Source organism: Enemella dayhoffiae, from assembly GCF_002250625.1.
GTDB lineage: Bacteria > Actinomycetota > Actinomycetes > Propionibacteriales > Propionibacteriaceae > Enemella > Enemella dayhoffiae.
In genome coordinates, this window is the sequence record NZ_NMVQ01000012.1 from 1 (window position 1) to 22,295 (window position 22,295).

16 protein-coding genes and 1 pseudogene are annotated in these 22,295 nt (G+C 64.7%); 11 read left to right on the forward strand and 6 right to left on the reverse strand.

The genetic code is table 11. The annotated features are described in order from the left end of the window. Window positions 1-87: 87 nt before the first annotated feature. Window positions 88-765, reverse strand: a pseudogene (locus tag CGZ93_RS07935) (IS3 family transposase); the annotation flags it as partial. After that, entirely contained in the window at window positions 762-1,070 is a 309-nt protein-coding gene (locus tag CGZ93_RS19385) for a transposase (protein WP_229117296.1), read from the reverse strand. The pseudogene CGZ93_RS07935 and the gene CGZ93_RS19385, both read right to left, overlap by 4 nt. 62 nt (window positions 1,071-1,132) lie before the next feature. Between CGZ93_RS19385 and CGZ93_RS07945 the strand changes: the two genes are divergently transcribed. Then, window positions 1,133-1,948: a hypothetical protein gene (locus tag CGZ93_RS07945; protein WP_094363612.1), complete on the forward strand. Its 816-nt coding sequence runs from the start codon at window positions 1,133-1,135 to the stop codon at window positions 1,946-1,948. Here the strand turns inward: CGZ93_RS07945 and CGZ93_RS07950 are convergent. Continuing rightward, the gene (locus CGZ93_RS07950; protein WP_094363613.1) at window positions 1,945-2,748 is read right to left on the reverse strand and encodes a hypothetical protein; all 804 of its coding nucleotides are present in this window, start codon (window positions 2,746-2,748) and stop codon (window positions 1,945-1,947) included. The two genes, CGZ93_RS07945 and CGZ93_RS07950, sit on opposite strands and share 4 nt — an antisense overlap. Before the next feature lie 271 nt (window positions 2,749-3,019). On the opposite strand from CGZ93_RS07950, the gene CGZ93_RS07955 reads away from it, so the two are divergent. From CGZ93_RS07955 to CGZ93_RS07970, 4 genes are read left to right on the forward strand one after another with little or no spacing between them, the layout of a single operon-like run. Then, complete coding sequence (locus tag CGZ93_RS07955) at window positions 3,020-6,490, forward strand: helicase-related protein (RefSeq protein WP_094363614.1); 3,471 nt, start codon at window positions 3,020-3,022, stop codon at window positions 6,488-6,490. Continuing rightward, entirely contained in the window at window positions 6,487-9,210 is a 2,724-nt protein-coding gene (locus CGZ93_RS07960; protein ID WP_094363615.1) for a DUF1156 domain-containing protein, read from the forward strand. Before CGZ93_RS07955 ends, CGZ93_RS07960 begins: the two co-directional genes overlap by 4 nt. Before the next feature lie 2 nt (window positions 9,211-9,212). Then, window positions 9,213-12,590 carry a DUF499 domain-containing protein gene (locus CGZ93_RS07965; protein WP_094363616.1) on the forward strand — a complete coding sequence of 1,126 codons (3,378 nt, stop codon included), beginning with the start codon at window positions 9,213-9,215 and terminating at the stop codon, window positions 12,588-12,590. A 24-nt stretch (window positions 12,591-12,614) separates the two neighbouring features. Next, complete coding sequence (locus CGZ93_RS07970; RefSeq protein ID WP_094363617.1) at window positions 12,615-14,957, forward strand: AAA family ATPase; 2,343 nt, start codon at window positions 12,615-12,617, stop codon at window positions 14,955-14,957. Window positions 14,958-15,268: 311 nt separating this feature from the next. On the opposite strand, the gene CGZ93_RS07975 is transcribed toward CGZ93_RS07970, so the two are convergent. Next, entirely contained in the window at window positions 15,269-15,694 is a 426-nt protein-coding gene (locus tag CGZ93_RS07975) for a PPOX class F420-dependent oxidoreductase (protein ID WP_094363618.1), read from the reverse strand. Between the two features lie 27 nt (window positions 15,695-15,721). Then, window positions 15,722-15,922, reverse strand: a complete 201-nt coding sequence (locus tag CGZ93_RS07980) for a hypothetical protein (RefSeq protein ID WP_094363619.1) — start codon at window positions 15,920-15,922, stop codon at window positions 15,722-15,724. Window positions 15,923-15,928: 6 nt separating this feature from the next. Between CGZ93_RS07980 and CGZ93_RS18860 the strand changes: the two genes are divergently transcribed. From CGZ93_RS18860 to CGZ93_RS08005, 6 genes are all read left to right on the forward strand, one after another. Further along, window positions 15,929-16,336, forward strand: a complete 408-nt coding sequence (locus tag CGZ93_RS18860; RefSeq protein WP_171195784.1) for a ferredoxin reductase domain-containing protein — start codon at window positions 15,929-15,931, stop codon at window positions 16,334-16,336. Continuing rightward, window positions 16,218-17,090 (forward strand): DUF86 domain-containing protein, encoded by an 873-nt coding sequence (locus tag CGZ93_RS07985; protein WP_267489728.1) that lies wholly within the window; start codon window positions 16,218-16,220, stop codon window positions 17,088-17,090. Before CGZ93_RS18860 ends, CGZ93_RS07985 begins: the two co-directional genes overlap by 119 nt. A gap of 129 nt (window positions 17,091-17,219) precedes the next feature. Further along, window positions 17,220-18,344 (forward strand): Fic family protein, encoded by a 1,125-nt coding sequence (locus CGZ93_RS07990; RefSeq protein WP_094363937.1) that lies wholly within the window; start codon window positions 17,220-17,222, stop codon window positions 18,342-18,344. A gap of 28 nt (window positions 18,345-18,372) precedes the next feature. Beyond that, on the forward strand, window positions 18,373-19,335 hold the full coding sequence (locus CGZ93_RS07995; protein ID WP_094363621.1) for an ERCC4 domain-containing protein: 963 nt from the start codon (window positions 18,373-18,375) through the stop codon (window positions 19,333-19,335). A gap of 74 nt (window positions 19,336-19,409) precedes the next feature. Next, complete coding sequence (locus CGZ93_RS08000; protein ID WP_094363622.1) at window positions 19,410-19,646, forward strand: DUF1059 domain-containing protein; 237 nt, start codon at window positions 19,410-19,412, stop codon at window positions 19,644-19,646. A gap of 49 nt (window positions 19,647-19,695) precedes the next feature. Next, complete coding sequence (locus CGZ93_RS08005; protein WP_141211135.1) at window positions 19,696-19,899, forward strand: VOC family protein; 204 nt, start codon at window positions 19,696-19,698, stop codon at window positions 19,897-19,899. Window positions 19,900-19,914: 15 nt separating this feature from the next. Here CGZ93_RS08005 and CGZ93_RS08010 read toward each other — a convergent pair whose 3' ends face one another. Then, window positions 19,915-22,269, reverse strand: a complete 2,355-nt coding sequence (locus CGZ93_RS08010; protein WP_094363624.1) for an ATP-dependent DNA ligase — start codon at window positions 22,267-22,269, stop codon at window positions 19,915-19,917. Window positions 22,270-22,295 lie beyond the last annotated feature (26 nt).

A 22,295-nucleotide genomic window follows, 5' to 3' on the forward strand; every position in this document is an offset into this window, starting at 1 on the left:
CCACGAGGGTGATGCGCCTCCTGACGGACGACAGATCAACAGCAAGGACACCCAGACTTCGGGGTCAGTCGTCAGCAAGAGTCAGGCCGCCAGGAGGTACTCGACACTCTCACAGTCGCCGGCCGCGGCCACCCTTCCCATGGATCCGAGCAGGTCGTGCCGGGTCAAGGCACGCAGGAATTTCCTGGAACGAAATTGAGACCCCCGGTCGCTGTGCACGATGCAGCCGGCCACGTCACCTCGGCGGGCCACCGCACTGTCGAGCGCGTTCACCGCGATCCGGGACTTCATCCTGGAGTCGATGGAGTAGCCGACGATGCGGTTGGAGTAGACGTCCTTGATCGCACACAGGTAGAGCTTTCCTTCGGCGGTCTTGTGTTCGGTGATGTCGGTCAGCCAGAGCTCGTTGGCCGCGTTGGCGGAGAAGTCGCGGTTGACGAGGTCGTCGTGGACGGCGGGTCCGGGACGTTGGTGCTTGCCCTTCTTCTTGCCGAACCTGCTCCACCACCGGTTCGACCGGCACAGCCGCCATGCGGTGCGGTCAGCCATCGGCTCCCCGGCGTCGCGGGCTTCGTCGGCGAGCAGCCGGTGCCCGAACTCGGGATCATCTTTGTGGGCGTCGAACAGCGCGTTGGCGCGGTAGGCAGCCACAACCTCGCTGTGGGGGATGGGTGCGTTCAGCCACCGGTAGTAGGGCTGTCTGGCGAGCTTGAGGACCCGGCACGTCACCGTGACGGGGACACCGTCAGCGGCGAGCTCTCTCACGAGCGGGTAGTACCTTTTCCCGACAGGTTCGCCTGGGAAAGATACGCCGCTGCGCGGCGCAGGACCTCGTTCTCCTGTTCCAGCAACCGGATCCGTTTGCGGGCCTCCCGCAACTCCGCGCCCTCGGCGCGGGTCTGGCCCAGCTTGGTGCCGTCCTCGACGTCGGCTCGTTTCAGCCATTTCTGCAGGGTCATCGGGTGGACACCGAAGCCTTTGGCGACCTGTTCGATCGTCACTCCGGATTCACGGTTCCGAGCGACGCGAACAACGTCGTCTCGGAACTCGTCAGGGTAGGGCTTGGGCACGATGGCATCCTTCCAGACCCACCCCGGAACACGGGGCAAGCCAGATCAGGTGTCACCTACTCGTGCAGCAGACCCGGCCCCTTCCCGTGCCCACCCGCTTGTTCGGCGGGGAGGGCGTGGAAACGTACTCCCGCCGTGCCGCCGCACGCAATGGAACCGACGCCCGGTGGATCGAGAAGGCGCTCTGGGACATGGACATCGTTCGGTCACTGTCGCCGCGTCACCCGACCCGACTCCAAGCGTGGCGTGAGCTCGGCGGGCTACGGGACGACGCGTTCGTCATGCCCGACACCATCGGCGGTGATTGGGTGACGGACAGGTTCTTCTGCCGCGTCTGCACAGCGGGGTTGGACGTGCGCGGACGCGCCCCACACGTTGGTTTGGTGTGCGTACGCCACAAACGGTGGCTCGGCATCACTGACCAACCCGCCGTCCATAGACTTCCGGCCTTGTTGTCGGCGGAAGTCCACTTCCGGGCACGGCTCGCCTCCAAGTTCGTGCTGTTCGACTCGCCCGCAATGCGCATCGGTGCGGAGTGCGCCCGCGTTGCCCTCTCCCCCGCCACGATTCAGAACCGCCAAGACCAGTCGGGTTTGCCGCTGGACGCTGTCATCTATCCCGAACAGGTCGCATTCGCTCGCATCGCCGTTCGCCCATCTCTCCTCGCCACCGCCGTAGACCCTGCCACAGAGCCCTCACACGTGCGTGCCGCGTTGGATCGGGAGTCCCGAAGGGTCGTACCGGACGAGGACATGAACGAGCCGTGGCGGGCGTCGACGCGCCTGCAAACCATCATGTTCGCGCTCCGCGCCCACGCCCTCAACGCGACCGCGACCGGGCCAGACAGGTGGAACCTACTGCGCCACCTCCCGCGTTAGACCGACCCTGCCTGCTCCCGATCCGGCGTAGTTGGCGGCTTGTGCCACAACACGCGCGTACCGTGCCTCAGCACGGTGCCGATCAACCCTGGCCGCACCGCCTTCACGAGCTCTGTTTCGATCGCCTCAAAGTCGGTGTTCTGGGCGGTGCCGCGGACCTGCCACACACCGAGAACGAACCCCGGAGGGATCATCCCGCGCGCGAATCCAGCCCCGGCCACCGCCGCCAACAAGGAGGGGAAGTCGTCACTACGTGTTCGCAGGGACGCCACCAAGTCCCGTCCGAACTGAGGTTTGAGCCGCTCGAACAACTCCGCCGGCTCCGTTTGCAGCAGTTCTTCTGGTGAGTCGAAATCGCCGTAGTCGTGCAACGCCACCGTGACCGTGTCCATCGCATCCGGTAGAGCACCTGGGCGGGCGAACACGATCCGGTCAAGTGTGTCTCCCGAGTAGACAAATCCGCGCTTCCCCTGAAACGAAGGCTCAACCCCGTCTGCACCGACAACCTCGTCTTGGAGGCGTTCCGCGAGTTCTGCGGGAGCCTCACCCCATGTGCAGTGGTCCGACACCACCTCCACGCGTGGTGGCATGCCCTGGTTGAACAATGCATCGACTCGCGCGTACACGGCGGGGGCTGACGCGCGAAGGTCCTCCCCCGACGCCAACCACGCGAAGTCCACCAACCCCGTACGCCGGCCCGTCAGCTCGGGGTGGACCCCCACATGCAGCACAGCGTCCTCCGCTGGGCTGGTCGGATCGACCAGGCGGTAGAGCAGCCACCGCGGCGAGGGGACGGGCATGGGCCCAGTCCACTCGTTGTCACTCCGCCGGACCAGCCGACTCGCCGACCCACCCGAAACGATCCACATACCAGGGTCGGTTTCCGGTTGTCCGCGTGCCCCAGCCGATTCTGTCAGTGGGAGTTCATAGACTCACCGGTATCACCAGATTGACGGCGCGGACGCACCGCGCCCGGAGAGGAACCAGCGTTGTGTTTGGGCTGAAAGAACCGCCCGCGTCGAAGCGGACGCGAGTGTGAACCCCTCCCCCACCGACGCGCCGGAAACCTCCATGTACGACGTGCTCAAAGTGGGCGCGACCGTCACAGGGCTCGCCGGGCCGCAGCCCGTGAAGCTCATCGCCGTGGATCGGCTCACCGACGACTCCGCGAACGTTGCCTACCGCACCGAGTCCGGGATCGTAGAGAAGATCGTGTTCGCGGACGCGATGACCCACGTGAAGGCCGTGAACCCCGGTCTGGCGTTCAGTTTCGACGCTGACCCGACCGCGTTCCTGCTCGCCGCTGAAGCCCGCCGGATGAGCCTCGCGCACCTGTTCGACCCGCTCGCTGCGCTGGGCACCAGCGACGTGCAACCCCTCCCCCACCAGCTCCGCGCCGTGTACGCGACCATGCTGGAGAAGCAGCCGCTCCGGTACGTCCTCGCTGACGACCCCGGTGCGGGTAAGACCGTCATGGCGGGCCTGCTCGTCAAAGAGTTGCTGTTGCGTGGTGACGCGGCGAACGTCATGGTCGTCTCCCCCGGTGTTCTCGCTGACCAGTGGGACGAGGAAATGCGGACCAAGTTCGGTTTGGAGTTCGAGGTCCTGACCCGCGACAAGGTGATCCACGAGGGCAACCCGTTCTCACGGGGCGGTTTGTGGCTCGCCCGTTTGGACGTGCTCGCCCGCAACAGCGAAGGCATCCTCGACAAGGCGTGCCAGGTGGACTGGGACCTGATCATCTTCGATGAGGCGCACAAGATGAGCGCGTCCGTGTGGGGCGGCGAGGTGAAGAAGACCAAGCGGTATCAGATGGCTGAGGAACTGGGTAAGCACACCCGCAACCTGCTGATGATGACCGCTACCCCCCACAGCGGCAAAGAGGACCAGTTCCAGTTGTTCATGGCGCTGCTCGACTCCGACCGTTTCGAAGGAGTCGCTCGTGAAGGCACCCGCAAGGTTGACGTGTCCGACCTGATGCGCAGGCTCGTGAAGGAAGAGCTCTACACGTTCGAGGGCACCCGCCTGTTCCCTGAACGGTTCGCGTTCACAGTCCAGTACGAACTCAGCCCCCCGGAAAAGCGGCTATACACGGCTGTCACCGATTATGTGCGTGAGGAGATGAACCGCGTTGACGAATCGAACGCGGACGGGCGGCGTCGCAACGCTGTCGGGTTTGCGCTCACCACACTGCAGCGCCGGCTCGCATCGTCCCCGGCAGCAATCCACCGTTCGCTGGAGCGGCGCCGGAACCGTCTCCAGTCCGAGCTGCGGGAAGCACGGCTGCGCTCAACCGCTATCGGTGACGACATGGACGTGCCCGACTGGGACGACCTGGAGGACCTGACAGACGAGGAACGCGAAGCCCTCGAAGACCGCGCGATCGCCGGGGCCACGAACGCCCGCACCCCAGAGGAACTGGAAACTGAGATCGCGGTCCTTGACCGGCTCATCGTCCGGTCCACCGCCATCAAGGCATCCCCTTCCTATGCGAAGTGGGACGCGCTGCGTGACACCCTCGATGACGCCGACGAGATGCGTGACGACACCGGGGCACGGCGGAAGGTCATCATCTTCACCGAGCACAAGGACACCCTCGACGACCTTGTAGCCCGCCTGACCCAGCACCTTGGCCGGGACGACGCTGTCGTCACCATCCACGGCGGCACCCGCCGTGAGGATCGGAAGAAGGCGAAGGAAACATTCGAGCAGGACGAGAAGTGCGTGTTCCTCATCGCCACTGACGCCGCCGGTGAGGGCGTGAACCTGCACCGCAACGCGCACCTGCTCATCAACTACGACCTGCCGTGGAACCCGAACCGGATCGAACAACGCTTCGGACGCATCCACCGAATCGGACAACCGAACACGTGCTTCATGTGGTCACTCGTCGCCCAGGACACCCGCGAAGGTGACGTTTACGGGCGCCTGCTGGAGAAGTTGGAGGAACAGCGAGCCGCACTCGGTGGACGCGTCTACGACGTGCTCGGTCAACTGTTCCAAGGCAACGCCCTGCGGGACCTGATGATCGCCGCGATCAAGGAAGCGAACAAGCCCGAACGGGAGCGTTACCTCATCGAGGTGGTCGACCCGAAGATCGCCGAAGGCATCCCCGAACTCCTGGCAGCGAACCAACTCGTCCCGTCCAAGCTCGACCAGGGCGAAGTGGACGAGATCCGCCGCGACATGGAACGCGCCGAAGCCGCACGGCTCCAACCGCACCATGTGGAGGCGTTCTTCCATCGCGCCTTCACGGACGTGGCCGGTTCCCTGCGGATGCGTGAGAGCCACCGTTTCGAGATTCGCAGCGTCCCCGCCGTCATCAAGGAGAGGGACCGTATCACCGGGTACGGCCAGCCGGTCGTGAACGCCTACCACCGAGTCGCCTTCGACCCGAAGTTCGTGAAAGTGCCCGGCAACAACCACGTCGCCACCCTCCTGCACCCCGGTCACCCGCTCATGGCAGCCACCATGAGCGTGATCACCGATCGGCACCATGACGCGCTCCGCCGCGGCGCAATCCTCGTCGACCGCGCTGACGTGAACACCCAGCCGTACGTCGTGTGCCTGCTTGAACATGACGTGACCGACGGGCGCACCGGCCGGGACGGGCAACCGTGGGTGCTGTCCCGCCGCGCCCAGTACGTCCGCATCGACCCAGACGGCACCATCAGCCCGCTCGACGGGACCCCCATCCCGAACTTCGACCCAGCCAGCAACGACGAACGAGCCGCCGCAGCAGACGTGCTGCGGGAACCGTGGGCGAACGCTGACGACCTGAACACCCGCGTGATCCGCGAAGCATCCGTGACACTCGTTCGAGCGCACGCCGAAACCGTCACCGCCCGCGCAATCGCACAGGTGGACAAGACCGAACGGCTCGTCCGCGACCGACTCACCCGCGAAATCAACTACTGGGACCAGCGAGCGTTCGAGCTCGCAGAACGGGAACGTGCAGGCAAGAAGACCCGCCTCCCCGCCTCCCAGATGCGTGAACGCGCCGAAGCCCTCGCCAGACGCCTCGACCGACGCCTCGCTGACCTGGACAAGGAACGCGACATCTCTGTCCGCCCACCGCGCGTCACCGGCGCCTGCCTCGTCCTCACCCACGGCTGGCTGGACGCACAAACCGACCCCGAAGGCGCCGAACACCGCGCCAAGGAGACCACCCGCATCGAACGGCTCGCCGTCGACGCTGTCCTCCGAGTCGAACACGCGCTACGCCACCAGCCGACCGAGATGCACCACAACAACCCCGGCTACGACATCGAGTCCGACACGCCCGCAGGACTCGACTTCATCGAGGTGAAGGGACGGGTCATGGGTGGCTCCACGTTCGTGTTGACTCGCCAGGAAGCCGTCACCGCTCTCAACAAGGGAGACAGATCAGTCCTCGCCCTCGTCCGCGTCGGAGACGACGACAGCACGACCGTCCGCTACCTCCGCCACCCGATCACCCAACCCATCGACCCACGAGCAGCCCGCGTCGAGTACGACTGGGAACCGTTCTGGAACGACGCCACAGAGATGAGCCAAGAATGACCGAAACCGCGCCCCCCAAGAAGCTCATCGAAGTCGCGCTCCCCTTGGACGAAATCAACGCCGCCTGCAAGGCCGACAAGGATCGCAAGACCGGGACCATCCGCAACCTGCACAAGTGGTTCGCGCCGATGCCTCTCCCTGCTTGGCGGGCGCTCCTATTCGCGGCACTCGTGGACGACCCGGAGGAGGACAACCAGCGGGTCTACTTGCTCGACCTCATCAAGCGCCTTGTGGCGAACGGGGCGGACCTACCCGACCAAGACACTGTGCACGAGGCTCGCAAGGTGATCGGGCGTCAGTTCCCTGATGGGCCGCCCGTTGTCTGGGATCCCTTCTGCGGAGGCGGCTCTACGTTGGTGGAAGCCCAGCGGCTAGGACTCGCTTCCTACGGAACGGATCTCAACCCCGTGCCGGCCTTGATCAGTCGGACGTTGACCGAGATCCTGCCTCCCTTGGCAGGGCGAGCGCCGCTACACCCCGGCTCTGATGCGAGCCAGCTTGGTCGACGACAGGGCAAGGGATCCGCGCAGGCACTGATACCACCGATGCACTCGTTCGAGGGATTCAACGGACTCCTAGGAGACGTTGAGCACTACGCTTCCAAGGTCTACGAGCAGGCCTGGGCGGTCCTAGCGGACCGTTATCCATCGCCTGCTGAAGAGACTCCGACGGCCTACTTCTGGGTGAGGACTGCCCCATGTCCCAACCCCGCTTGTGGGTTAGTCACGCCTCTGTGCACGTCATGGTGGCTTGCCAAGAAGCGCGGAAAGATGGCGTGGATCGAACCACGTGTCGAAGGCGGGAGGGTTACTTACGAGATCCGCCAAGCAATGAATGCCGGTGCGGCCCCGGATTCCCCCAAAATCGCAGATGGCACGTTCTCCTGTCTCGGCTGCGGTTCAACTCTCGACGCCCCCTATCTCCGGGCGATGGGGAAATCAGGACAACTGGGGCAGGAGATGATCTGCGTCATCGCTGAGGCGGGCAAGACCCGCGTCTTTCGCAAGCCATCAAGCGACGAACGTGAAGCCGCGGCACGAGTTCCGGTCGACGACTCATTGCTGGATCTCCCAATCAACACTGGGGGGCAGGGCGTCCGCGTCGGGCACTACGGGATAGACACCTGGCGGGGATTGTTCGCCAATCGTCAGGCAGCCGCTCTGACCGCGTTCGCTGATGAGACCCACAAGGTCCGTGCAGATGTCCTCGCTGACGGAGGCAGCCCAGACTGGGCTGAGGCGATTGCCACTCTTCTGGCATTGGCACTAGGCAAGATGGCCCTGTTCGGATCCAGCGCGAACCGTTGGTCGATCGACCCTCGTTCGGGTGGCGGGAAGGCGGTGGGCGTATTTGGAATGCCTACCCTCCCAATGACTTGGGATTTCGCTGAGGCGTACCCGTTCGGTTCGGGTGCTGGGAGTTGGCAACAGTGCGTCTCCCTGCTGGCCCCGGCCTTGCGTTATGTCGTGAGCAACGGCAAGGGAACCGTGAAGCGCGGAGATGCCAGGACCGAGGCGTCACCGACTGGGGCTCTCATCGCCACCGACCCGCCCTACTTCGAGGCCATCGGCTATGCCGATCTGTCCGACTACTTCTACGTCTGGCACAGGCATGCCCTCCGCGAAGTACACCCCGATCTGTATGCCACCATTGCGGCCCCTAAAGGCGGAGAACTTATCGCTTCGCCATCCCGGCACGACGGCTCTATGGACGCCGCGCGCACGTACTTCGTCGACGGGTTCACGGAAGTCTTTGACAATCTCCAGAAGTCGACGCGTGAAGGACTCCCGATGCTCGTGGTATACGCGTCGAAGGAGCAAAAGAGCGGGGCGGGCGAGGAGACCCGGTGGGCATCCATCTTGACCGCCATACTCAATGCGAACCTGGAGATCACTGGAACTTGGCCGATCCACGGCACGGGTACAACTCGGATGCGGGGGGTTGGCTCTAATGCAGTGGCGTCCTACATCGTGATGGTTTGTCGCCCGCGCCCGTCCACCAGTAGTAGTACGTCGTTGACCGAGTTCAACCGAGCACTCCGCCGAGAACTCGGACCCGCAGTTCGCGACCTCCAAGCAGCATCCATCCTGCCCGTGGACTTGGCTCAATCCGCCATGGGGCCAGGGATGCGGATCTACTCGCGCTATCGCAGTGTGCTAGATCAGGAGGGCAACCAAGTTCCTGTGGAGCAAGCACTCCGGCTGATCAACAGCGCATTGGGTGAGGTGTTGGAGGAACAAGAGGGTGACCTCGATTCAGAGTCCCGTTTCGCTGTCCGCTGGTGGGAGCAGCATGGGTGGGACGCCGCGATCTTTGGCGAAGCGGACAAGGCCGCACGCCCGTTGGGCATAAGCGTCGACGATGTGGTTCGGGCAGGACTGGTTCGGAGCCAGGCAAACCGCGTGCAGTTGATCGGGCCAGAGGCTCTAGACCGCGACTGGATCCCCGCATCGGACTCCGTTCCCACGGCGTGGGAGGCGGTGCATCATCTTGCTGACCGTCTGATCGACGGGGGCGGTGAGTTGGAGGCGTCGAAGCTCATGGCCCGTTTGGGTTCGTTGCAGGATCCTGCGATGGCGTTGACGTACCGGCTGCATGACATTGCGGCGAAGAAGGGCCGGACTGCGGATCAGGAGCGGTACAACGCGCTGATCAACTCGTGGGCTGAACTTGTGAGGTTGAGCGGCGATAGTGCCGCAACGATGGAAGGGCTGTTCTGATCGTGGCTGGGCTGACGAACAAAGAACGTGTCGGGCGTGTGCTCGACCTCGTGGCTGATGGGCTTGGCCCGTGGATGGTCAAACTGCTGCACGCGAAGTACGGGAGCGACTGGGCGACCGAGGTGGGCCGCACCGCTGGCCTGACTGGGCGGGACGCCACTGCGAACGTGACTGACCCGGCGTACCTGTTCTGGGTGTTCGACAAGCAGTGGCATGCGGTCTTCAGGGATCACCTGTCGTTTGAGGACAAGCGTGCCGCGTCAGCGTTGTGGGATGCGCGGAAGGAGTGGGCTCACGGGGAGCGGATCAGTTCGGAGCGGACTGAGCGGGTCCTCATGGACGGGGAGCACCTGCTCCGGTCGATTGGTGCGACTGCTCAGGCGGACAAGGCGGATGAGATGCGGCGGGAGTATCGCCGGATCGTGTTCGAGGAGGACCAGAAGCGCCTGCAGCGTGCCCGTGAAAAGGCGCTGTCGGTGCAGGTGGACTCGGCTGGCCTGCCTGCGTGGCGGGACGTTGTAGAGCCGCACGATGACGTTGCGCGGGGCACGTTCGAACTGGCGCAGTTTGCCGCTGACCTACGGCAGGTCCATCAGGGAATCGCCTCCCCGGAGTATGGCGACCCGGCCGAGTTCTTCGGCCGCACGTACCTGACTCGTGGTTTGCGTTACCTGTTGGAGCAGGCCGTGAAGCGCATGACCGGCACAGGCGGGGAACCTGTGCTGGATCTGATGACGACCTTCGGTGGCGGCAAGACCCACTCGCTGCTCGCGGTGTACCACGCGGCGTCTGGGGTGTCCGCGGATGATCTGCCGGGGATGCGGGACGTTCTCGACGGACTCGGCGTGGCGGAGCTCCCCGTCGGGGTGAGCCGCGCGGTGCTGGTCGGGAACGACATTTCGGTGCTCGGTTCACAGAAGGCGGACGGTACGACCGTCAACACCATGTGGGGCGAACTCGCGTACCAGTTGGGCGGCGCTGAGGGCTACGCAATGCTCGCCCGCTACGACGAGAAGTCGGTGCCGCCGACCACGACCGATCTGGCGAGTTTGCTGGCGGCGTATGGGCCGTGCGTGATCCTCATTGACGAGTGGGTTGCGTACCTGCGCCAGTTGTGGTCGCTCGAAGACCGCCAGGCGGGGGGCACGTTCGACGCGCACATGACGTTCGTGCAGTCACTCACCGAAGCAGTCAAGGCCGTCCCGACCGCGCTGTTGGTTGTGTCCTTGCCTGCGTCCGATGTGGTGCGGGACATGCCCGCCGCAGAGTCGCCTGTCGAGAACGAGCACGAGATCGGCGGCACCGCCGGTTTGGAGGCGTTGCGGCACCTTCGTTCGGTCATCCACCGGGTGGAGTCCGCTTGGCAGCCAGCCACCATCGAAGAATCGTTCGAGATTGTGCGGCGCCGGATCTTCAGGCCGTTCGAACGGGAGCAGGACGCCGCGCGTGACCTGGTCGTCCAGAAGTTCATGGACCACTACCTGCGGCACGCGTCCGACGTGCCCAGCGAGGTCATGCAACCGGGTTACAGGTCGGTGATGAAGACCGCGTACCCGATCCACCCGGAACTGTTCGACCGTCTCTACAAGGACTGGTCGACGTTGGAGCGGTTCCAGCGGACCCGTGGCGTACTGCGCCTCATGGCAACGGTTGTCTCCGCTTTGTGGAGCAGTGGGGACAAGTCCCCGATGATCCTTCCCGCGATGGTCCCGTTGGACAACGCGAAAGTGATCGACGAGCTCACCAACCATCTGGACGATGCGTGGAAGCCCATCGTGGACGCTGACATTGCCGGTGAAACATCGACGGCGAACCTCATCGACAGCGACATCAAGATTCTCGGCAAGTCCATGGCGACGAAGCGTGCCGCCCGGTGTGTGTTCATCGGTTCAGCGCCGATGGCGAACCTGCGGCAGCGGGACGGGAGCAACGCGCCCGTGCGCGGGATCGAGCAGAAGCGTGTAGTGCTTGGTTCGACGTATCCAGGTGACAACCCTGCGCACGTGACCGATGGGTTGCGCCGGCTTGGGGACATGGGCAAGTACATGAACCGCGACCAAGACCGCTACTGGCTGTCGCTGCAGCAGACGGTCGCGCAGATCGTGCAGGAACGCGCGGACTCGTACCACGACGAGCAGGTGTTCGACGAGCTCGCGGGGATCGTCCGTCAGGAATCGGACAAGGGGCTGTTCGAGCGGGTTCACAGGTTCCCGCCGACGAGCGGTGACGTGGAAGACGATCCGGGTATCGGGCTGGTTGTGTTCGGCCCGGACAGGGCGTTCTCCAAGCGGGCGAAGTCCACAGCGGAGAGCGAAGCGTTGGCGTTCCTGAACAAGCGGGGCACGAACGCGCGTATCCACAAGAACAGTCTCGTGTTCCTGGCCCCGGACGTGGACCGTGTGGATGTGCTCCTCAACGCTGTCCGGCAGCGGATGGCGTGGGCGTCCATTCTCGACAACCGTGACTCGCTGAACTTGGACCAGCACAACATCAAGGTCGCTGAGGCCCGCGTGGCCCAGTCGAAGCAGACTGTCGCGGACGCGATCCGTGAGGCGTACCGATGGATCTTGGTGCCTACCCAGGAACCGGGCGCGACTGAGGTCGAGCTGGAAGCGATCCTGATGAACGGGGACGGGACGCTCGCGGAACGGGTCACGAAGAAGGCCGACAGTGGCGAGTTCGTCGTCCGCACGTTCTCCCCGTCGCTGCTGCGGATGCAGATCAACCGGCTGAACCTGTGGAAGGACAAGCCGTACGTCGCCCTTGACGCGCTTACCGGCTATTTCAGCCAGTACGTGTACATGCCGAAGGTCACGACCCCCAAGGTCGTCATCGACTGCGTGTGGCGCCTCGACGAACTCCTCACCATCGAATACGACGGGTTCGCGTACGCCGACTCCTACGAAGACGGTCGGTTCGTTGGCCTCACCACCAGCCGGCCCGCCGCCGTACGACAGGGCGGACTGCTGGTAGACCCGAAGGTCGCAACCGAGCAGATCGAACAGGACCAGGCCGAACGCGACAAGGACAAGCCCGGTGGACGTGCCGACCCGACACCGCCGGACGACAGCGACCGGACTCCGCCCGGCGGAGGGACCACCACGATTGGTGGCGGCGGTGGCGTTGGGCCCACTCCCCCGCTGACGCCGACGCGGTTCCATGCGACGAAGACGCTCACCAGCGACCGGGTTGTCCGGGACGTGGGCCAAATCTACGCAGAGATCATCAGCCACTTCGTCACCACCAACGGTGCCGCCGTGAAGGTCACCCTCGACGTGGAATCCCAGGACCTCGACAAACTCACCCCAGACCAGCGGGCAGCCATCCGCGAGAACCTGAACACGCTCGGCTTCGCGGCCGACGACTGGTCAATGGACTAACAGCCAAATGAAGGAGCACCGCGGATGCTGATCAAGACCATGTACGTGAGGTTTTACAAGTCGTTCAACTACGACTACCTCCGCAAGTTCAAAGTAAACACCGACGAGGGCGAACCTTGGGACAATGCCCCCGGCTCGGACTTGTTCTACCCGTTCGTCCAAGTCGACATGGAAGCAGGAATCACCACCGTCGTTGGGGCCAATGAGTCCGGAAAGAGCCAACTGATTGGGGCAGTCAAGCGTCTGCTGACTGGGGAGGGTATCGAGACGGCCGACTTCTGCCGTTACTCCGAGTTCCTCACCGTCGACGGGCAGATGCTCCACCCGGAGTTCGGTGCGGAGTTCACTGATTTGACCGACGAGGACCGCGAGACTGTGCGAGCCCTCTCAGGGGCCGCAGAGGGCGCTGTCATCGACACGTTCTGGTTCTTCCGGCTGAACCGCGGCCCGGTCCTTTACGTCCGCGATGGCGACGAAATCCTTACCAAGGAACTCAAGCCCGCAGAGATCAAGCGGATCGCGTTCCCCATCGTGTTCGAGATTGACGCGACTGTTCCACTGCCCGAGAGCATCCCGATTGACTACTTGGCCGCGAATGACGCCAAACGCAAGCCTCGCTCTCGACGCAAGTGGCTGGACTTGTTTTCCAAGTTCCGGGAGAACCCTGATTGGTTCTCGTCAAAGGAGAAGTTCACAGGAGCCGCTCAATCACTGACGTTTAGTGGCGAAGAGTCAGTGGACGAAGAGGAGAGCACCTTAAAGTCTTACGAGCTTGCAGACGACATGCTCGTCACGATCGGCGGAATCGACCGATCTGCGTTCAAGGCGTTCCAGAAGGCCGCGCGGGACGAGACAGCGTATGCGGACGGTCTGCTTGGCAAGATGAACGAACGGCTGGATGCCACGCTCAACTTTCGCAAGTGGTGGTCCCAAGACCGGGAGTTTGGCCTGAGTTTGGATCGCGGGGACTTCGACCTTCTCCTGTCGGTCCACGACCGCACCGGCAGAAAGTACGCGTTCTCCGAGCGAAGTGGCGGAATGAAGTACTTTCTGTCGTACTTCGTCCAAGCTCTCGCTCACAAGCCCGCTCAAGGGCAAGAGATATTGCTCATGGACGAACCGGACGCTTTCCTATCGACAGCGGGTCAGCAAGATCTCCTCCGGCTCTTTGATTCGTTCGCCTACCCCGAGGACCCAGCTCAACGGCCACTCCAGGTTCTCTACGTCACACACTCCCCATTCCTCATAGATAAGAACCACGGGGAGCGCCTTCGGGTTCTAGAAAAGGGTGACGGGGAGGAGGGCACCCGCGTTGTGCGCAACGCCGCGCAGAACCACTACGAGCCGCTGCGCTCGGCGTTCGGTGCATTCGTAGCGGAGACCACGTTCATCGGCAACTGCAACTTGTTCGTCGAGGGGCAGGCGGACCAGGTTCTTCTTGCTGGAATGAGCTCGCTCTCACTTCGGCTGAGGAAGCAGGCAGAGACTCTGGACCTCAACACCTTGACGCTCGTGCCCGCTGGCGGCGCCAGCCACATCCCCTACTTGGTCTACCTCGCACGGGGCCGTGACATCGACAAGCCTGCCGTCATCGTGCTGCTCGACGGTGACAAGGCTGGGGAAGACGCCAAGCGAGAACTCCAGCGTGGATACCGGAAGAAGCGATTGGTTGCCGACCGTCACGTCCTACACCTTGGCGATCTTCCGCTTGACCAACTGAGCATCGACACGGACGGTGTGCGGGACTTGGAAGACCTGATCCCAGCCGATGTTGCTCTCGTGGCGATCGGGAAGTGTGCCGAGGAGGCACTCGGCGACGACGCACCAACAGTTCTGACCGCTCTCAAACCGTTCAGTGTGCCGACGGGACAAAAGCTCTTTGCTGCCGCCGAGCAAGCTGCTGTTGACGCCAGCGGGTCGCTGGATCGGCCACTGACGCTGGACAAGGTGGCCTTCGCACGGGCTGTCGTAGAGGCTACTGCTCAGGCAACTGCCGAGGTTCAGGACCGGATCCTTGGGAACTTCCATGTCCTGTTTGCGCGACTGGCCGAGATGCAACGAAACTCGATGAGCGAGACGACCCATGAACGGATCAGCCGCACCATCAACCGGCTCCGCGCCAACTTCCTAAAGGACCACCCCACGACGGCGACGAAGTCGCAGGTCACGATTCTGTTGGAAGAGGTGGAACGCCAACTGGTTGACGCCAGTGACGAAGCCGAGTCGATCCGCAGGATTAGCCGGGAGATCGCATCGGAGTTCCAGTTGTCGCTGAACCCACGTGACAGGGTGGAGAACTACGAGTTGCTGGCACATCGCCTGAAGGAGATGGCGTACAAGCCGCTGGCCGACGTGCAGAACGACTAACCGTGTGTGGGGCGGCCGCCTAGTTGGCGGTCACAGCCACCGACCATGGCCGCCCGCCCACATCTGTGAGTTCGGAGTGGCTATTTTCAATGAGATGATCGTCCAGTGGAACGTCTCACTACATCGTTCCTATCAGCATAAGCGTTGGATACTTCAACTGCGACAGGACAATGGATGTCCCCTCTCATTGCGCAAGGTCGTAGCCGCCCCGTCCAAGGCCGACGTGCGTCGCGAGCGGTCGCTCGCGGCACTCAGGTCGTTCACGAAGGGAGCACCGTGAGTGAGCGGAACGCCGAACTGCCTAGGGACAATCAGCCGATGCCATACAGATGATCCACACTCAGGCGCAGCACCTGCCGTCGCTGGGCGATCATGTCCGCGCGGTAGGCGTCCCAGTCCTCGTGTTCACCACTCAGGGTGCGATAGAGCTCCACCAGCTCCTCCCCTGCGGCATCACCGGGCTCCTCGGTCACCGGGGACAGGGTGACCGCACCGTCGGCGACGGCGTACTGCCAGGGGCTCCCTCCCTGCACCTGGATCACGGCCCGCGGATCGCGCAGGACATTGCGGGTCTTGGCCCGGTCGGCGGTCACCGAGACCAGGATCAGGCGCCGTTCGGCGTCATAGGCGTACATCACGTTGGACAGCTGCGGGCGGCCGTCGCGACGGATGGTCGCCAGCACCCCCAACTTGTTCTCGGCGAGGATCTTGGTCAGATTGACCTGCTGTTCTCCCATGCCCTACCAACCCCACCGTCGGGTCAGCTATTCCGAGCGCGCGTGACCCTCGGCGGCGGCCTTGATCCGCTGGAGGGTCTCGCGCATGCCCTCCAGTGACGCGACGGCGTACGCCTCCTGGCCGCCCATGGCGCCCTCGATCACCTCCCGCGACAGCTCGGAAAGGCCATCGGGCGTCTCGCGCCGCTGGACGACCTCAGTCTGCCCGTGAGCAGCTGGCTTTACCATGGGCGCATGACTTCGGTCCCGGACGTCGTACGTCGCTTACGGGCCGACCGCGACAACGGTCGGCTCGCGGACCTGTGTGCCGCTCATCGTGTCGACCTGCTTGTGCTGTTCGGGAGTGCGCGCGAAGCGGCCGAACAAGCTCAGGACGTGGACGTGGCCTACTCGTTCCAGCATGGCGCCGAACCGGACGATCTTGCGGTGGTCAACGCACTCGGCGAAGCGTACGGCGATCTGCTCGACATCATGCCGCTGGACCGCGCCGGTTCGGTTGCCAGATACGCCGCTCTGGGTGGTGGTGAGGTGCTCGTCGAGCTCACTGATCAGAAGTTCGCCCTCCAACAGATGGCGGCGTTCGGTCAGTACGTCGACACTCAGCGCTTTCGCGACCTGCAGCTCGAGGCGCTGCGACGATGACGCCCCGAGACTCGTCCACCAGCACGCCGCCAATAGCCTGGGATCCCGCGTGTCTTCGGAGTATCGGGATTCGTTCGATCAGGCGGCCTCGCTCGGTCTGTTCCCGGCGCAGCTGGCCGAATCACTCAAGCCCAGCGTAGGAATGCGCAACGTGCTCATTCATGAATATGTGAACGTCGATCTCGCGCTCGTTTCGAAGGCGATTCCACTGGCCCGAGACCAGTACGGGCAATACGTCCGGAGCGTCGCCGAGTGGGTGGCCAAACAAGGAGTCCCACCGATGAACCCTTTCACCAGCCAGGTCGGCGACTGGAACGGCAGCAACGGATTCCGGATGATGCCCACCGATCCCTTGTCCACAGGGGAATCTCGGGCACACTCGGCGGCCGAGGCCGACAGCTGGGGCTGGTCGTTGCGCTACACCTGGATGCACCCCGATGACGGCCCCCAGTCCGGCACCCTGCTGCTCGCCGCGCCCGAGTCGGATGGGACGATCACCGCCGCCTGGCTGGACTCGTGGCACCAGAAGCCCGGTCTGCGTCTGCTCACCGGGACCTTCGCCGACAACACGGCCGCACTCGAGATGGAGTGCGACGGCTGGTTCTGGCGGATCTCGGTCGAAGCGACTGCCGACGAGCTCCGGATGCTGATGCACAACGTGATCCCGGACGGCTTCGAGGGTCATGAGCCCGGGCCATACGTGGTGATGGACGCCCACTGGACGCGGCCGGGAATCGCAGCAATTCAACACTGAACGACCAGATCGGTTGCCAATTAGCATCCTTAATGAGAAAATATCTCCAGATCTTCTCATTTAGGAGGCACCGTGTGCGCCTGGCCAACGATCGGTTGGACTGCCGAGCAGTGGGTCAGCCGAGATCCGATGGCCTCTCGGCGCGCTCGGCAGCGCAACACCGGAGAGTTCCGCGCCGCCCGGCTCCCGAAGATTGCCCGACGCTCCCCCTCGTTGCCCACCAGCCTCGCCACCCTGGCCGCCGACGCCACGAACAGCATGATCCGTTTCGACCAGTCGTCACCCGGGCTTGCGACACTGCCGTTCGCGGCCATCCTGCTGCGTGGCGAGTCAGCAACCAGCTCTCAGATCGAAAACCTCACCGTCCGCGCCAAGCGCCTCACCCTCGCAAGCATCGGCGTACGCGACGGCGGGAATGCGGGGCTGGTGGCGCGCAACGTCACGGCCATGCGGGCCGCACTGGACGCCTCAGACTCACTGGACGCCGCCGCCATTCTCCGCATGCACGGCGCGTTGACCGAAGGGGTCCAGGACGACGCCGGCACGTGGCGCGACGAGTGGGTGTGGATCGGGGGCGAGTCACCGGTCACGGCCGCGTACGTTGCTCCCCCACACGCCGACGTGCCTGTGCTGATCGACGATCTCGTCCGCTTCCTCGCCCGCCGAGACTTGGACCCCACCGTGCACGCGGCCATCGCGCACGCACAGTTCGAGACCATCCACCCGTTCACCGACGGCAACGGCCGGACAGGGCGGGCGCTGGTCTCGGCGCTGCTTCGTGCCCGCGGCGTGACCAACAACCTGACCGTGCCGCTGTCGTCGGGGCTCTTGCACGATGTCGACGACTACATCGCGGCCCTGAACGCCTACCGGGCAGGAGATCCCGGCCCGATCGTCGAATCCTTCGCCAACGCCGCTGACGCGGCCATCGCCAACGCGCGACTGCTGGCCGACGAGATCACCGCGTTCACCGAAGACGTGCTGGCGGCCCGCCGGCGGGTCACCCCTCCCCTGCGCGCCGTTCTCGATCTGTGCTGCCGCGAGCCGGCGTTCACCGCAGGCATGCTGACCGACCTCGCAGGTGTCAGTACGCCCACCGCCTACCGCACCGTCGACGGTCTGGCCGAGGCCGGTTTCCTCTCCCTGGAGAACGCCAAGGTGAACGGCCAGAAGGTCTGGACGGTGCCCGCTGTGCTCGGCGCGCTTGACCGATTCGCCGCCCGCGCGGGTCGGCGCGTCGCGGCGCACCAGTGAAACTCTGGCACCCCGCTAACGTGGACACATGCCAGCGGACTTCCTGATCGCGCACAACCCGGAGGAGGGCACGTCGCTGCCCTACCTGGTGCGGATCCCCCTCGGCGAGCGTGGCATCGTGCTCAAGGTCCGCGAGCTGTGGCCGCGCACCTCCAAGGTCTACTGCCATCGCGCCGAATGGCCCGAGGACGCCGACATCATCCAACAGGTCCCCACCCGCTCCTGCAGCAAGCGCGGCGCCGCCATCGACCTGGTCCTTGATCGCGGACGCGAGAACCGGTCGCAGTTCGTGCTCACGATGGCGCGCGGCCGGGAGATGATCTTCTGGCAGACCGCACGCGTCGCCAAGCAGGCCAGGCCCAAAGTGCGTACGCCGACAGCCAAGGCATCCGGCATCGCCGAGCTCGAGATCCTGGTCGACGTGCACGAGCGGTACGCCTGGAAGTTCACCCACCAACAGGCGGGTACGCGCAAGCAGGCTCTGCCCGCGGGCGACTATGCGGTGCAGCTGGACGACCGCGTGATCGCTTCGGTGGAACGGAAATCGCTGGTCGATCTGGTCACCACGATCACCAGGGGAAGGATGAGCTACCTGCTCGCCGACTTGGCGAACCTCCCCCGGGCAGCCGTTGTGGTCGAGGATCGCTACTCCCAGGTGTTCGCCCTCCAACACGTCCGTCCAGCGGTGGTCGCCGACCAGCTCGGCGAGTGTCAGGCCCGGTTCCCTTCGGTGCCGATCATCTTCGCCGAGACGCGGCAACTCGCACAGGAGTGGACCTACCGCTTCCTGGCCGCCGCCGTCCACGAACTCGGCCTGGACTCCCCCACCGACGACCGCCTCAACGAACTCGCAGGAGCCGAACCAGCGCCTCAGCTCCCGCCGAAGCCCGCCGTCGTGCGTGCCTGGGCCCTGGAAAACGGACACCAGGTGTCCGCCAGGGGAAGACTGGCCCCCGAGCTCGTGGAGGCCTATCTGCAGGCGCACCGCTGACGGCGTACCGCCGGTCACACTTCTCCCCCACCACTCGTCACCCAGACAACGGCAAACCACTGGAGGAGAATCCGATGAAGACAATGACCTGCAAGGAGCTCGGCGGGCCCTGCGACCTCGCGCACCGAGGTGAGACCGCCGACGACGTGATCAAGGCCCAGGATCAGCACCTGAAGGACGCCGAGAAGGCGAGCGACACCGCCCATCAGCCCGCACGCGACGAGATGAAGTCGCGTTGGCGCCACCCCAAGCGATCCCTGGGATGGTACAACGACGTCAAGAAGGCCTTCGCGGCACTGCCCCAGAGCTGACGCCGTGGGCTGGCGTCAGGCCATGACACCTGACAACAGCCGCGTCCGCGTGATCGAGATCATCGCCGACCTTGAAGTGCCGGATCTCGAAGCCAGCAAGGAGTTCTACGCCGACCATCTCGGCCTGGACGACGAGGAGTTCAACCTCGGCTGGGTCGCCCGTCTGACCTCGTCGCAGACGGGCGCCCACCTCCAGCTGGTCACCCGGGACGCCACCGCGCCCGCGGTCAACATCGTCGCCCATCGCACCTGAGCTGGCCGAGCCGCCTCAGCCGTCCTCACGAACCACCTCTTCGGCGAACCGGTCCGGCCGCCAACCGCGCCAGACTGGATGGCGGAGCCGTCCCACGTCGGTCCACTCCCCATATTCCACCTCGCCGACCAGCAGCGGTTCGACCCAGTGCGCCCGCCGCGAATCCTGGGCCGGTACGCCTCCCAGTGGCGCATCGTCCCGCTCGATCGACGACAGCACCTCCCGCGCCTCCCGCAGCGCCTGGTCGGTGAAGCCGCTGCCCACCCTGCCGACGTAGCGGAGTTCCTCGGCGTCGTTGACCGCCAGCAGCAGTGCCCCGATTCCGCGGGCCTGGCTCGTTTCGCTGGGAGTCCAACCGACGATGATCACGTCCTGATTCCTGCGATGCTTGATCTTCAGCCAGGTCTTCGCTCGCCGACCGGGCTGATACACGCTCGTCGGGCGCTTGGCGATCACCCCCTCAAGTCCCAGTTCGCGGCTGGTGGTGAGCGCCAGTTCGGGATCACTGCCGAAGGTCGCCGGCACGTGCACCTGCCGGCCGCCGTCACCCAGCAACTCCTCCAGGGCCAGGCGGCGTTCGGTGTACGGCTCTCGCACCAACGACCGGCCGTCCAGGTGCAACAGGTCGAACGCCATGAAGTGGGCCTTCGACCCGCCGGATCCGTGGGTCTGCAACAACTCGAAGCTCGATCGTCCCTGCGGATCGATCGCCACGATCTCCCCGTCGAGGACGACCGCATGATTCGCCAGCAGCTGCCCCAGCTCGGCCAGTTCGGGATAGGTGCGAGTGAAGTCGAGGCCTCGCCGGCTACGGAAGCTCGCCGAGCCATCGGCCACCGTGGCGATCGCCCGGTAGCCGTCCCACTTCACCTCAAACTCCCACTCGTCGTGGGCAAGCTCCCCCGTCTCGGCGGCGGTGGCGAGCATCGGTTCGATGACGGGCAGCTCCGATGACCCAGGGTGTGCCGGGGACTCCTGGCTGGGCAGGGTTTCCATCAGGTGGATCAGCCAGTTCTTCTCGTCGTCCCCCAGCCGGGTGTGGATCAACGCGAACTTTCGGGGTACGCCGCCGAGCCCTCCGTCCGGACGTCCGGTCAACGTCGCGATGACCTCCTTGCCGTCGCGCCACTTCTCCAGCTCGAAGGTTCCGGAGTCCCAGATGCGCACGTTGCCGCCGCCGTATTCCCCCTTGGGAATCTCCCCCTCGAAGCTGCCGTACTCCAGCGGGTGGTCCTCGGTCTGCACCGCCAGGTGATTCTTGTTCGGATTCGTCGGCGGACCTTTGGGAATCGCCCAGGACACCAGCACGCCGTCATGCTCCAGCCGGAAGTCGTAGTGCAGCCGCCGGGCGTGATGTTCCTGGATCACAAAGGAATTTCCGGGTCCGGCGGCCGGCGCCTCGGCGGGCACCGGCTCGGGCGTACGCCCCGCATCGCGCATCGAACGATAGGTGGCCAACCGGTCGACACCGGCGCCACTCACTTCGCCGTTCAGCGCCGCCAGCGGGTCGCCGACCTCGGCCAGTCGTTCGATCACCTGATCCATTTCCAGGTTGGGCAGGTTGGCTCCCAGTTCGTCCCAGGTGCGCGGCACGGCGACGGTGGGGTGGGCGCGTCCGCGCAGCGAATAGGGCGCGATCGTCGTCTTGTTGCCGTTGTTCTGGCTCCAGTCGAGCAGCACCTTGCCGTGGCGAAGATCCTTCTTCATGTTGCTGACCACGAGTTGCGGATGCAACCTTTCCAGCTGTACCGCCATCTCCCGGGCCAGCGACGACACCTGCTCACAGGTGAGCGTCCCGTCCAGCCTCGCGTACAGGTGCAGACCCTTGCTGCCGCTGGTCACCGGCACCGAGGTGAGCTCCATGCCATCCAGCACCTCGCGGATCAGGAAGGCCAGTTCCACGCACTCGGGCATCCCCGCGCCGGGCCCGGGATCGAGATCGAGCACCAGCCGGTCGGGGTTCTGCCGGACGCCGTCGGCGTCCACGCGCCATTGCGGGACGTGGATCTCCAGCGAGGCCAGTTGCGCCAGCCAGACGAGGGTCGCCGGCTCGTCGATCAGCGGGTAGGTGTTGTCGTCGGACTTGTGCTCGATCGTGTAGGTGTGCACCCATTCCGGAGTGGACCGCGGATCGAGATTCTTGTTGAAGAACGCGTGACCGGGCTCCGCGTCGGTGCCCACCCCGTTGACCCACCGCTTGCGGGTCGCCGGACGCCGGCGCGCGTGCGGGACAAACCACTCGGCCACCGCGGCGTAATAGGCGATCACGTCACCCTTGGTGGTGCCGGTGGCGGGGTACATCAGTTTGTCCAGATTGGTGACCTTGATCGAACGGTCGCCGACCTGGACTGCGCTCCCCTTGTCTGGCATGGGTCCAAGTGTGGAGGGCGGTTCCC

Bases quoted from the DNA above. Each gene is read 5' to 3' on its own strand.
- CGZ93_RS18860 (WP_171195784.1), top strand. From the start codon at position 15,929: ATGACTTCGGTCCCGGACGTCGTACGTCGCTTACGGGCCGACCGCGAC.
- CGZ93_RS07980 (WP_094363619.1), bottom strand. From the start codon at position 15,922: ATGGTAAAGCCAGCTGCTCACGGGCAGACTGAGGTCGTCCAGCGGCGC.
- CGZ93_RS08000 (WP_094363622.1), top strand. From the start codon at position 19,410: ATGAAGACAATGACCTGCAAGGAGCTCGGCGGGCCCTGCGACCTCGCG.
- CGZ93_RS07950 (WP_094363613.1), bottom strand. From the start codon at position 2,748: ATGCCCGTCCCCTCGCCGCGGTGGCTGCTCTACCGCCTGGTCGATCCG.
- CGZ93_RS07990 (WP_094363937.1), top strand. From the start codon at position 17,220: ATGGCCTCTCGGCGCGCTCGGCAGCGCAACACCGGAGAGTTCCGCGCC.
- CGZ93_RS07970 (WP_094363617.1), top strand. From the start codon at position 12,615: ATGCTGATCAAGACCATGTACGTGAGGTTTTACAAGTCGTTCAACTAC.
- CGZ93_RS07960 (WP_094363615.1), top strand. From the start codon at position 6,487: ATGACCGAAACCGCGCCCCCCAAGAAGCTCATCGAAGTCGCGCTCCCC.
- CGZ93_RS08010 (WP_094363624.1), bottom strand. From the start codon at position 22,269: ATGCCAGACAAGGGGAGCGCAGTCCAGGTCGGCGACCGTTCGATCAAG.
- CGZ93_RS07975 (WP_094363618.1), bottom strand. From the start codon at position 15,694: ATGGGAGAACAGCAGGTCAATCTGACCAAGATCCTCGCCGAGAACAAG.
- CGZ93_RS07995 (WP_094363621.1), top strand. From the start codon at position 18,373: ATGCCAGCGGACTTCCTGATCGCGCACAACCCGGAGGAGGGCACGTCG.
- CGZ93_RS07955 (WP_094363614.1), top strand. From the start codon at position 3,020: ATGTACGACGTGCTCAAAGTGGGCGCGACCGTCACAGGGCTCGCCGGG.